Annotated in this window: 6 protein-coding genes; 4 read left to right on the top strand and 2 right to left on the bottom strand. The window is 54.0% G+C overall.

The features are described from left to right. The first annotated feature begins 12 nt into the window (after positions 1-12). From AB4O23_RS02665 to AB4O23_RS02650, 4 genes are all read left to right on the top strand, one after another. A complete protein-coding gene (locus AB4O23_RS02665; RefSeq protein WP_460150389.1) occupies positions 13-2,913 on the top strand; it encodes an aminotransferase in 2,901 nt (966 codons plus the stop codon). Between the two features lie 121 nt (positions 2,914-3,034). Further along, positions 3,035-4,141 (top strand): agmatine deiminase, encoded by a 1,107-nt coding sequence (gene aguA, locus AB4O23_RS02660; RefSeq protein WP_068936915.1) that lies wholly within the window; start codon positions 3,035-3,037, stop codon positions 4,139-4,141. Positions 4,142-4,378: 237 nt separating this feature from the next. After that, positions 4,379-4,594: a hypothetical protein gene (locus tag AB4O23_RS02655; RefSeq protein WP_017526019.1), complete on the top strand. Its 216-nt coding sequence runs from the start codon at positions 4,379-4,381 to the stop codon at positions 4,592-4,594. A gap of 490 nt (positions 4,595-5,084) precedes the next feature. Next, a complete protein-coding gene (locus AB4O23_RS02650; protein WP_460150387.1) occupies positions 5,085-6,377 on the top strand; it encodes an OprD family porin in 1,293 nt (430 codons plus the stop codon). A 73-nt stretch (positions 6,378-6,450) separates the two neighbouring features. On the opposite strand, the gene AB4O23_RS02645 is transcribed toward AB4O23_RS02650, so the two are convergent. Together AB4O23_RS02645 and AB4O23_RS02640 are read right to left on the bottom strand one after the other, a co-directional pair. Further along, the gene (locus AB4O23_RS02645; RefSeq protein ID WP_460070168.1) at positions 6,451-8,580 is read right to left on the bottom strand and encodes a M48 family metallopeptidase; all 2,130 of its coding nucleotides are present in this window, start codon (positions 8,578-8,580) and stop codon (positions 6,451-6,453) included. Between the two features lie 516 nt (positions 8,581-9,096). Then, positions 9,097-12,729: an NACHT domain-containing protein gene (locus AB4O23_RS02640; RefSeq protein WP_460062075.1), complete on the bottom strand. Its 3,633-nt coding sequence runs from the start codon at positions 12,727-12,729 to the stop codon at positions 9,097-9,099. Between the last annotated feature and the right edge of the window lie 334 nt (positions 12,730-13,063).

Here is a 13,063-nt window from a genome sequence, read left to right as displayed (position 1 = left end):
GAGGTCGTCACAATGCTGCTCGCCACGCTGATCCACCGTGCAAGCCTACCCAGCCCTCAGCTAGGCCCCGATCAGGCCGCTCTACTGCTTGCGCGGCACTACGGCCTTAGTGGCACTTTGCAGTCATTGGGCAGCCAGCAAGATCTCAATTACAAACTTGACAGCATTCAAGGCCGCTTTGTTCTGAAAATCTGCCGTGGCGATTATGCCGCTGCAGAGTTGCAGGCCCAGCACGCGGCGCTCAATGCGGTGCACGGCGTGCGCGTGCCCAAGGTCATCAAGGCCCTGAGCGGTGAGGAGCTACTGACACTGAGCGTCGGCGGCCAAACCCTGCACCTGCGGTTGTTGGACTATATCGACGGTCAGCCACTGACTCATTTGCCGCATCTGGGGCGTGATGTGATCGCTGCGTTCGGCGACCTCTGCGGCCGTATGAGCCAGGCATTGGCCGATTTTGAACACCCTGGCCTGGACCGCACCCTGCAATGGGACCCGCGCCACGCCCCGGAACTGATCACCCACTTATTGGCCACCCTGCAAAACCTGCCCCACCGCGCTGCGCTGGAGCAGGTGGCCGAGCAGGTCGAGGCGCGCGTAGGCCCTTTGGCGGATCGCCTGCCGTGGCAAGCGGTGCACATGGACATCACCGACGACAACGTGGTGTGGCAGCGCGATGCTCAGCGGCGGTGGCAGTGGCAGGGCGTTATCGATTTTGGTGACCTGGTGCGCACGTGGCGCATTGCTGACCTGTCGGTGACCTGTGCGGCCCTGCTGCACCATGCCGAAGGTGACCCCTTTGCCATCTTGCCGGCGATTCAGGCGTGCCACGCCATTACCCCCTTGCAACGCGAAGAGTTGCAGGTGCTGTGGCCGCTGATTGTCGCCCGCGCAGCGGTGCTGGTGCTGAGCAGCGAACAACAGCAACGTCTGGACCCGGACAATGCCTATCTGTTGAAAAACGCCGACCATGAGTGGGAAATTTTCCATGTGGCGACATCGGTGCCGTTCGAGCTGATGGAGGCGGCGATTTTGCGCTGCGTGGGCGAGGCACTCGCGCCGATTGCCGATGAAGGCTTCGTGCCCTTGTTGCCGGGGCTGGTGGGGCGAGAATTCGCGCTGATCGACCTGGGGGTGCTCAGCCCGCATTTCGAAGCGGGCAATTGGGAGACGCCCGGTATCGACCATCGGTTATTGGACGAGGCGGCGGCAGTGCATGGGCTGGCGGCCGGTCGTTATGGCCAATACCGGCTGTCGCGCACCTGCCCGGACAGCGCCGCCGAGCCGGAAAGTTTCCCTCTTCACGTCGAGTTGCATGTGCCCCATGGGACGACCTTGGAAGCGCCCTTCGCCGGCACGTTGCGCCAGGACGCCGATGGCCTTGTGTGCGTGCAAGGCGTTGAGTTGAGCGTGCGTTTGCGCGGCGTGAAGACGGTATTGAAGCCCGGTTCGCTGCTGGTAAAAGGGCAAGCCCTGGGTGAGGTCCAGGCACCGCTGACCGTGCAACTGTGCCGTGCAGACCTGGAACCGCCGCTGTTTTGCACGCCTTCCCGGGCGCAGGCCTGGCAGGCACTGTGCCCATCACCTTCGGCATTGCTCGGCCTGGCCTGTGACGCAGAGCCGGAGCTGGACGCCGACGTCCTGCTCGCGCGCCGCGACGCCAGCTTCGCCCGGTCACAGAAGCACTATTATGTCGACCCACCGCGCATCGAGCGCGGCTGGCGCAATCACCTGATCGACATGCAGGGCCGTTCCTACCTGGACATGCTCAACAACGTGGCGGTGCTGGGCCATGGCCACCCGCGCATGGCCGCGGTGGCGGCGCGGCAGTGGTCGCTGCTGAACACTAACTCGCGGTTTCACTATGCCGCGATTGCCGAGTTCTCCGAGCGCTTGCTGGCGCTGGCACCCAAGGGCATGGACCGCGTGTTTCTGGTCAACAGCGGCACCGAGGCCAATGACCTGGCCATCCGCCTGACCTGGGCCTACAGCGGCGGGCGCGACATGCTCAGCGTGCTGGAGGCATACCACGGTTGGTCGGTGGCGGCGGATGCGGTGTCCACCTCGATTGCCGACAACCCCCAGGCGCTGAGCAGTCGCCCGGACTGGGTGCATCCGGTGACCGCGCCGAATACCTATCGCGGCGAGTTTCGGGGGCCGGACAGTGCACCGGACTACGTACGAAGCGTGGAACACAACCTGGCGAAAGTGGCTGCGAGCAAGCGCCAATTGGCGGGGTTCATCTGTGAGCCGGTGTATGGCAACGCGGGGGGGATCTCCCTGCCGCCAGGCTATTTGCATCAGGTGTATGAACGGGTCCGCGCCCAGGGCGGTGTGTGTATCGCCGATGAAGTGCAGGTGGGGTATGGCCGCATGGGGCACTTCTTCTGGGGTTTTGAAGAACAAGGCGTAGTGCCCGACATCATTACCATGGCCAAGGGCATGGGCAACGGCCAGCCGTTGGGTGCGGTGATTACCCGGCGTGAAATCGCCGAAGCCTTGGAGGCCGAGGGGTATTTCTTCTCGTCATCGGGGGGCAGCCCGGTCAGTTGCCGGATCGGCATGGCGGTGCTGGATGTCATGGAAGAAGAAAAGCTGTGGGAAAACGCCCAAGTGGTTGGCGGGCATTTCAAGGCTCGGTTGCAAGCACTGATCGAGCGTCACCCGCTGGTGGGCGCGGTGCACGGGTCCGGCTTTTATCTGGGCCTGGAGCTGGTACGCGACCGGCAAACCCTGGAACCGGCCACCGAAGAGACCACGCTGCTGTGCGAGCGCCTGCGTGAGTTGGGAATCTTCATGCAGCCCACCGGCGATTATCTGAACATCCTCAAGATCAAGCCGCCGATGGTTACCTCTAAACGCAGCGTGGACTTCTTTGTCGACATGCTGTCGAAGGTGCTGGATGAACAACTGTAATTAATCGATTGTTATCGGTTATTGCTTGTCATATTTATCGATCATGCTCGTTGATCGCTTTTAAAGCCGATTTTTATCCGTTATAAAGTCGGCCTTTACCCCATTCGGAGTCTTGATCGCCATGACCACCCTGCACAGCACCCCCCGCGCCGATGGCTTTTATATGCCTGCCGAATGGGCGCCACAAACGCAAACCTGGATGATCTGGCCCGAGCGCCCGGACAACTGGCGCCTGGGCGGCAAGCCGGCGCAGGCGGCCCATGTGGCCGTGGCCAAGGCCATTGCGCGCTTCGAGCCGGTGACCGTGGCGGTTTCCGCCGGCCAATACGAGAACGCCCGTGCGCGCTTGGACGTGCCGAATATCCGGGTGGTGGAAATGTCCAGCGATGACGCCTGGGTGCGTGACACCGGCCCGACGTTCGTGATCAACAACAGCGGCGAAGTGCGCGGCGTGAACTGGGATTTCAATGCCTGGGGCGGGTTTGATGGCGGCCTGTACGCGCCGTGGAACCGTGACTCGCAGGTGGGCGGCAAGATCCTCGAAATCGAACGCGCGCCGCGCTACCGCACCGAAGGCTTTGTGCTGGAGGGCGGCTCGATTCACGTCGACGGCGAAGGCACCCTGATCACCACCGAAGAATGCCTGCTAAACCGCAATCGCAACCCGCATCTGGATCGTGCCAGCATCGAAGCGGTGTTGAGCGACAACCTGGCGGTGGACAAGATCATCTGGCTGCCCGATGGCCTGTTCAATGACGAAACCGACGGTCATGTGGATAACTTCTGCTGCTACGTGCGTCCCGGCGAAGTGCTGCTGGCCTGGACTGACGACCCGCAGGACCCGAACTACGCACGTTGCCATGCGGCCATGGATGTCCTGCAAAGCAGCACCGATGCACAGGGCCGCCCATTCACTGTGCATAAAATGCCGATCCCTGGGCCGCTGTATGCCACTGAGCAAGAGTGTGCCGGCGTCGACCCGGTGGACGGCTCCCAAGAGCGCAACCCGAGCGTGCGCCTGGCGGGTTCCTATGTGAACTTCCTGATCGCCAATGGCGGCATCATCGCGCCAAGTTTCGACGACCCGTTGGACAGCGAGGCCAAGGCCATCCTGCAGAGGCTGTTCCCACAGCATGAAGTGGTGATGGTGCCGGGGCGTGAATTGTTACTGGGTGGCGGCAATATCCACTGCCTGACCCAACAACAGCCGGCCCCGCACAGAAACTGAGTGCAGTTGTAACAGCGCCTTTCGTGTAACCGGGCGCTACTCGGTTTCAGCGCCTAAAGCAAGCCCGCGGCCCAGCACGGTCGCGGGCTTTTTTTTGCGGCTGTATGCCTGCGAATACGGGACATTGGCATAGCTCTTGTATCGGTGATGCTCACAGTGGTTCAGGGGCATGACTGCGCGGTTCTGTCATAAACCTTGAGTAAGTTAGCCGCTCAAGCAGTAGGAGAGAGCGCTGAAATGAACGCCGATATCAACCTGATGAATACCCGTACGTTCCACCCTTTGCGGGTCGACGGCGACGCGATCCAGGCGCTGGGGCTCTGGTTGAAGGAACACGGCTCGCGGCAGATCAGGCAGCAGCCCGATTTACGCAGCGTGATGAGTGAACGCTACCCGGTGGGGTTGTTCAGCGAGGATGAACTGCATGCGTTGTGTGACGTGTTGAAAAACTAGGCAACGCAGCTAACACCTGTGGGAGGGGCTCCGATTGCGGTCTGTCAGCCAAGTTTTCAGTAGCTGATCCACCGCAATCGGGAGCAAGCCCCCTCCCACATATTTGACGGGTGTGTCGCTTTTTAGAAACTGTAAGTACCTCAGCGCCGCCCGCACATCCCAGCCCTTCTGACGGAACCCGAGCAATCCTTTTCGAGCTTGGCATCCTGTAGGCCAATGTCGCTCAAGGCCAGAAAGGCTCTCAGCCATTGCTTAGAATTAAATCGCCTAAATACAGACGATTCACGAAATTGACACATAGTTCAACGCGCGACTAGGATTGCGCCCAACGCCTGTGGCTAACAGCCATGACTCATCCAATAAGAAAAGGCCCGCGGCATGTTCAGTCGTCCGCGGGCCTTCTTTTTTCCGGATAAAGTCGACACCAGAAAAGCGACACGGAGCCCTGGTGTCACAGCGCGTACTCAACCAGAAATAAGGAATACAAAAAATGTTGAAGCAACGGATGAGTCTGATCGCTCTGGGGATTTTGAGCGCATCGGCAGCCATGGCAAACGACCAGGAGCAATCCAAGGGTTTCGTTGAAGACAGCCACCTGAACATCGCCGCACGTAACGCCTATATCAGCCGCGACTATAAAAACGGCAAGCAAGACAAAGCCGAATGGGGCCAGGGCTTCATCGGCAAATTCGAGTCCGGCTTCACCCAAGGCACCGTCGGTGTAGGTGTGGACGTGATCGGCCAATACGCTATCCGCCTGGATGGTGGTAAAGGTCGCAGCGGTGCGGGCGGTATCAACTTCTTCAAGCAAGGTGACAGCGGCGCGGCAGCCGACGACCTGACCAAGGGCGGCGCGGCAGTGAAGTTCCGTGTGTCCAACACCGTGCTCAAGTACGGCGATCAAATGCCGGCCGTCCCTGTGCTGCAGTACGACAACTCGCGCCTGTTGTCGGAAACCTACACCGGTACCTCGATCGTTTCCAAAGAGATCGAAGGCCTGCAGCTGGACGCTGGTCGCTTCACCAAGGAAGCCCAAAAAGCCGCCGAAGGCACCGACAGCGGCAACCTGAAAAACATCAGCTACCTGGGCGGCAGCTACAAGTTCACCGAAAGCCTGTCCGCTGCGCTGTACGCTTCCGACATGGAAGACGTGCTGAAGAAGCAATACGTCAACGTCAACTACGTACTGGCCCTGCCGGAAAAACAGTCGCTGACCTTTGACTTCAACGGCTACAAAACCAAGCTGGACAAGAGCTTCGCCGAGCAGCGCGGCGATGCCGACGCGCGCGACAACAAGATCTGGAGCCTGGGCGCCACGTGGGCAGTGGGCGCACACAGCTTCACTCTGGCCCACCAGCGCAGCACCGGCGACACCGGCTACCTGTATGGCGGCTACCGCGACAATACCCGCGACACCGGCATCGGCGATGGCGGCAACACCATCCTGCTGGCCAACTCGTACTGGTCCGACTTCAACGGCAAGGACGAGCGTTCGTGGCAAGCGGGCTACGGCATCGACTTCACCACCTTCGGCGTGCCGGGCCTGACCTACAACGTCGCTTACGTGCGCGGTACCAACATCGACGATGGCTCTGGCCGTGGCGATGGCACCGAGCGTGAAATCTGGAACCAGTTCAAATACGTGGTCCAGAGCGGCCCGGCCAAAGACCTGAGCCTGCGCGCCCGTGCCTCGTGGTTGCGCGTGTCCAACAACGCCAGCAACTACAACGTTGGCGGTAATGAACTGCGTCTGTTCGCCGACTACCCGATCAACGTTTTCTAAGTGATCGCACGTCGTGCCTGATGCCAGGCGATAAAAAACCCCGACTGGTTCGGGGTTTTTTTATGGGCGCCGATCAGTCCTCGCGGTGCTGCAAAATCTTGCGCGCCAGCGACGCGTTGACGTAGTCAGTCATCAGCACCAGGCCGTCGTAAGGCTCGATCTTTTTGTTGTCGATGCACAGCTGTGCCATCTGCAAAAGCACCTGGCGCTTCTTCTTGTTGACCCGTGCACCAGGCACGCCGAACGCGGTTTTGCGCAACTCGGGCAATGGCGCTTCCGGCGTCAGATCCACCGTCACCCAGATGCCTTGCATAAATTGCAACGTGACGCTGTCGATGTGCTCGATGGGCAACGGCTGCGCCAGGTTGGCAAACACAAAATGTTCCGGCGTCAGGCGCAACGCAATTTGCGGGGCGCGTTTGAACCGACGCACGCCCAGCCATAGAAAGATCAGCGCGATGCTACCGATGGCCGCACCGGCGCCGAGGGCGGACAACGGCGTGCCCTTCATGCGCTCCGGCGCAAGCCAAGGCTGGGCCATGACCCACAGCCCGAGCAGCACGAACGGGATCGACAGCACCGCCATCAGCACAGCGCCTCGGCGCCCGCCCTCGTGCAACGCATGCTCGCCCTGGGTCGATGCGACCATGGTTTCCAGCAGATGGGTGTGCTCGGCGTTCTCCACCACCGCCACCTCAATCAAGTCGCCGGACAGTTGTTCGCGTAATGCCCTTGGTGCGCTGAAACAGGCGTCGATTTGCGCATTCGCCGCGTCACGGTCCACCTCGCGCGTGGCGCTGCGCACTGCATCGTCCAATGACACACCCAATGCCTGTAGGCGTTCGCCATTGGACGGGTGGGAATCGGTCGGGTGCGCTTGCTGAATCTCCAGGGTTTCGGGCGGCAGTTGCAGCTCACACCCGCGCAAGGCGCCGAAAACCGCATCGGGCAGGTCCGTCGCTGACGCCGCGTCGCACAACGCCAGCAGTGAGTCCTCAATGTGCGGCTGCAACACCGCCACCCGCAACAACGCCGAGGCGGCCGCGGCATTGCCCACCAACCGCGCGCCGGCGGCATCCGCGAGTAATTCGCGCTCACGGCTCCAGTGGTTCACCGCCTGGTCAAAGCGCTGCATGAAAAACACGCCGAACATGAACGACGGCCGCATCAACCGTCCCTGGATAAAGTCGCTGGCCAGCAACGCGTTCCACAGCGCTTCGAGGCTGCGATTGACCCCATCGTAGATCGGCAAAAAGCGCAGGCTGTACGCCGTGTCTTGCCCCGCAAAGTGCGCCAGCTCGTGGCCGATCACCGCGCCGATTTCCTCACGGCTCAACAGGCCCAGGTACAGCAGCGGCACATGCAAGGTGCGCCCCTGCAGCGCAATGTCCGCCGGTTGCACAACGGCGTCGCTGGAGGTCACGTAAAAACCCTGGGCCAGGCTCACCACAATATGGTCCGGCGGCAGCGCGCCCAGTGAACCCGCCAACTCGTTTACATGCCGCCACAACCCCGGCGCCTGCTCGGGGCTGACCACCTGGCCGTACATCTCCAGCGGCTCGGGCGTGAACATCCCCAGCATGTGGCGCAGCTGTTTAAGCAACTGCCAGATCGAATACAGACAGAACGCCGCGACCACCCCCAGCACCGCCATCAGCTTGACTTCGCCGCTGCCCAGCCGACCGATATGCCACATCGCCAAGCCTTCAAAACTCAGCACCAACGCGACCGCCGCCGCCATCGCCACCCCATGGCTCACCAGCACATAGGGCAACAAGCGGCTGCCCAGAGAGAACACCTGCAACAACCTCTGCCGCGACCGCCGTGCCCGCCGCCCCGCCCAATACGTACCCGCCAAAGCGGCCACGCCAACCCCTGCCGCCAACAGCCCCAGGCCCATCACCCACGGCGCCAGCCCACGCATCACACGGTTCACGCGATGAGCAATGGGCAGTTCGGTTTCGATTTTTGCCAGGCGGGAGAGTGCCAGTTGCACACCGATTGTTTCGTCTACCAGCTTGACCTTGGCCGCCGGGTCCTTTGCCGCCAGGGCTTGAAGTTGCTGCTTAGCGATATCCACATTGATGTGGTAATCGATCATCGCGGTGGTGGTTTCGTCAGCCCGCTGACGCTCCCAACCACCCAGGGCAGCGAGCACCAGCGGGAAAATCACCAGCAGAGCAACTAATTTCAGGGCGTTCATGGGGGGCCGTTCACCACGCAGAGATGAACAGGGTTATACCGAAAAAAACGCGCCAGGCCGAGGTGATCGTCCGCGGGAGCTGGGCAGCGCGCACAAAAAAGGCCCACCTTTCGGTGAGCCTTTTTTGATGTTGCGTATGGTGCGGCACCAGACAAACGGTATTTTTCGGCGAGACTAGGTTTTTCAGGCGTCTGGAGTTCGCTGGAAAGTTCGGCGTACCCCTACTAATAACTATAAATAAATCAGCTAATTATGGCTTTCAGTGGAATCGAAGCCGGGATTTTTGAGATGTCAGCACGTTGTCAGTTTGCAAGTAAACCATTCAGAGCCGCATACGAATGGCAAACCTCCTGAGTTCGAGCGTTGCCTATCATCCCTCGTAGAGAATAGGCATCCGATTGCTGCTGTTGTTGTGTTGGCAATGCCCGCGTCTCCATTTATTCTTTAGGGGGAGCGAGGTACCTGATTGGCCTCGTATAGTTCCCTAAAATCAACATCAGTATATAAAGGAATGTTTCAGTTCTTTATAAAGTCAATAAATTCTTGCATTTTTCTGTCGGCGTAATTATCTGAAAAAAACTTTCGGGCGCTATCGATAAAAGTCGGCGCTAAAGTATAATAAGTTTCATCGGATTTTTTTACTTTTACAGTAAAATACTCTGGGCATAGTTTTGAAAAGCTCTCACGCTTAAGTTTGGCTGTTTTGTTAGAAAATTTTATCCAGTTCAACTTAGGGTCATAAGGGGAACTATTCTTAAAGAAACTTGATAAGAACATTTGTATGTCTTCTTCTAGCGCCGCCTCTGAAACGGCACCGCGTGATTCTGCCTTGTCTATTAGCATTGCTAGATCCCCCATATTGCAGGTGTCAAATATTGCAGATAATACGCTTTCATTAAAGTCTTGGTTTGAAGCGCAATTTTCGAATGTGCAATATATAAACTTAGCTGACGTGAATCTAGATGATGTTATTTTTTTGTAGCCCGTAAATTTTGAGTTTTTAATCGTTAGGTCGGAAAAGTCTAACGAAGGGAACTCACCATAAATATATAGACCATCGAGGGTGTTTGGTGATGCTGAAGATTTATTATTAGCGAGGAGTTCAAGAAGTTGCTCTCGTAATTTTACACCAGAGAAGTTTCTTACAGATGCATATAGACTCAGTAGTGTAGATGAGGCTTTGCGTAAACTTTCGACCATCTTCGACTCGACGTCTGACTTTGATAGCCTTCCGATCTCATCTTTGTAGTGTAGTAGTATTACTTTCAAACTATTATGTAGCTGTTCATGCTTATCAGAAAAATACTTTTTTACTGCGACAATTTCGGTACTCGCTGATGAGCTGGCTCTAGCTAGACTCTTGACGAACTCTTTGGTTTGCGAGTGGATTATGATTGATTTAATTATATAAAGAGAGCGAAAGTAGTCTGCAAGAAATGAATATCGTAGTGTTAATGCTGCGCTGTTTGCTTTAAAGAGAGGGTTCAATATTATTTTTTCGAAGAGCACTAAGTGACGTGAGTCGTAAAGTGCTTCTAAATCTTCTTTGAGTGCGGTTAAAGGAATTGCGCCTCCATATACACAAATCAGTTCAGACAGCAACTCGATAACTTCTTGGGCGCTGATATCGATCTTGTGACGCCGTAGTTCTCTGCGTACTACAGAGTAGATTATATGGTCCAGGAGGTCATTATTTGAGTGGTATGGAGTAGATTTCCAATTCATCTCAAATGAACCATTTGTAGGGTTAGAAAAATCACTTTCCAGTACGTTTGACACTACGTCTACGAAGAAAGGTATTATGCGCCCCTCCTCTTGTAGATTTAAAGCTGAAAGTAATTTAAATAATTTTTCTGAGATGGCCTCAAAATACGGTAAATGGCGAAATCTACGTCGAGCATAGGTTGCCCAATCGTCTTCATTAAATCCAAGCAGTTCATAGCGCGCCATACCAAGTTCAGATAGTTGAGTTTGGGTTATCAGTTTGCTATCTCGGGTAGTCAATACTACTTGGCTTGTCCCGAGTTGGTTGTGTAAGGTTTTAATGGAAGCTAAAAAGCTAAGCAGGTCAAATTTTTCCTGAAGAAGAGAAGCTAACTCATCTAGTCCATCAATTATCAGTACAATATTTCCGCATAATACGGAGAGCTCAAATGTTAGTTTGTCTAACGTACTCGAACCGTATTCTGATTTTGAATAAACCTCATATAAGTCATACAATGATTCAATTTTAATATGAGAGAATCCGACCTCTAAAAAATGAGCCCTTAGGTTTTCAGACTGAATAAGAATAGGAGAGCTTTGTGATGGTTGGTTGGCTATAATTCCTGAAGCGATCGACAGGCACAAAGATGTCTTACCCATCCCGCCTGGCGCAATAATTACATGCGCGACTGGAGAGTTTTTCTCTAAAAGCTTTTCTTTGAAGAAGTTTCTGGCGGAGTTGTTAAGAATTGGTTTGGATTCTTCGTATGTTACTAGAGTTTGATCAATGTAATTGCTGATTTCTTTTATTGGGTTGGTTGTCTTTATGTGTTCATCTACACAGTATTGCCATACATACTCTTTGAAAGTGTACTCTTTGATTTTGCTGTTGTAGTTATTTTCTTGGAATATCTTATATATTTGGCCATCGCCTTTATCGCGACGAAGAATTGTTATTTCTCTGGCAAATATTTTTTTCTTTGACAGAATTTCGACTGCGCGTGTCACCGTTTGCGCTATGGTAATACTTGGAAATAAAACTAAAAAATAGTTAATAGCCGGAGAAGAAGTTTTCCAGAATTCAAATTTAATTTTTTGCCCTTTTGAAAAATCGGTACCTTCTGCGGTAGAGATTATAGCTTCACGTGCATCTCGATTTTTATGATTAATTTTTAGAAGATCTTCAAATCGTGGAAAGCTATAATCTTTTCCGATGGGTATAGATTTTGTAAGAAGGTCGGTTCTATTTTTTGTTTTTTCGAGCGTTTTTGCCTGTATATCGTCGCTCTCATGCTCTGTTGCATCGCTATTTTCTGTAGGAGGCAAAAAGCCGATAAAATCCGCAGCGCATCGTTCCCACGTGTAAGTTGACAGGGTCGTATGAAGCTCTCGAGCTTGATCGGATTTGTTTTGATAATTCTTAAATACGTCGCGTATCGCATCCGTTAATGTAGCCCGGTCATTTTCATCGTTGCCGGTAATTTTTACAGTTGTGCTAAGGTGGAGCAGATTTTTGTTTCGCAATAGCTCATAAACACCGCTTGATTCCGAAATGATTACTGGAATCTCGAGACCTATGGTTTCCCAAGCTACCAATCCAAACCCTTCTTTCAAAGAAGGCATCACTATTAAGTCACTACTAGCAATATGGGAAAAATAACTGGAACGGTCGGAAATGTGCGTGAAGGCGTTAATGGCGACATTTGGGTTGATAGAAGTCTTTTCTTTAATAATCTCCAACGACTCAGGAGTGGTTCCTATCAATGTAATCGAACCACGACCGCTTTGCTGCTCAGATAAAATATTCGCAGAGCAGATAGTGGCCAAAGCTGATTTTTTGATAGGGTCACTTTCTGAGTCTAGTCGGCCAGCGATAGTAATTCGAAAATCAAATGCGTGCGGGGTGCGAGATATTGATGGAAAGCCCGGCACTAATTCATATGTTTCATCATGGCCCTTACGGAATCTTTTTGCGTTTGCAGCGAGCCGCGGGCCTATACCAACGACAATGTCGGCTTTTCCAAATATGCTTCTTTGGGATTCTATTTTTTCTCTGGATTTACTGGGATTTAATGTGGAGTAGTAGTTGGCATAATCCATATGGTGAAATACAATGGATGTTCCTCCAAATTTCTCTTTGCATTCTAAAGAGAGTTTTCCAGTTTTAATATCATGACCAACCCAGATGGTTTCTGTTGAGCACAAATAACTGTGGCTCTCGGCGATAATATGAATGGCGTTTTTATCGAACTCGTCGTTGAGATTAAGCGAGACGAGATTTACGCCTGAGGCTTCTGCCTCTTGTTCTTCGCAAAGATCTTTTGCAGGAACAATACAGGTGACATCTAACCCCTTAATTGCAAGAGCGGTGCAGAGATCATGATTTAAAGCATTTATCCCACCCTTTGTGGCAGACCAAGAAGTTGCTAAAAATACTAGATTCAAAATCTACATCCTTGTGCAGGGGCTGTGAAGTGTTAGTTTTTTAAGTTAAATGACTGTATGTTGAAAATTGGTTTGGTTGTTCGATTTTAAAAATATTTAATATGCGCTCGGATGCTGGGCATAGTACTACGTACCAATGATTACATAAAATTCAAAAAACGGCAATTGGCCAGTACGTCGGTTTTTGACTTTATACGAGCTATCATACTGCTTCGGTATACGGGTTGTTCTTTGCGAATTAAAAAGTTAACGCCTGGTTAGACTTTGTGTTGGTGCTTAAGGTCGTTAGTGTGATTTTAAATTTATCGTGAGGATTTGGTCTGTAGCGAGGTTT

This window comes from Pseudomonas sp. H2_A10 (genome assembly GCF_054680085.1).
This window is presented reverse-complemented; position numbering and strand designations above follow the sequence as displayed.

What these genes read in the sequence shown, in the direction of transcription:
- AB4O23_RS02665 (WP_460150389.1), top strand. Translation starts at nt 13, where the DNA reads ATGCTGCTCGCCACGCTGATCCACCGTGCAAGCCTACCCAGCCCTCAG.
- aguA (WP_068936915.1), top strand. Translation starts at nt 3,035, where the DNA reads ATGACCACCCTGCACAGCACCCCCCGCGCCGATGGCTTTTATATGCCT.
- AB4O23_RS02655 (WP_017526019.1), top strand. Translation starts at nt 4,379, where the DNA reads ATGAACGCCGATATCAACCTGATGAATACCCGTACGTTCCACCCTTTG.
- AB4O23_RS02650 (WP_460150387.1), top strand. Translation starts at nt 5,085, where the DNA reads ATGTTGAAGCAACGGATGAGTCTGATCGCTCTGGGGATTTTGAGCGCA.
- AB4O23_RS02645 (WP_460070168.1), bottom strand. Translation starts at nt 8,580, where the DNA reads ATGAACGCCCTGAAATTAGTTGCTCTGCTGGTGATTTTCCCGCTGGTG.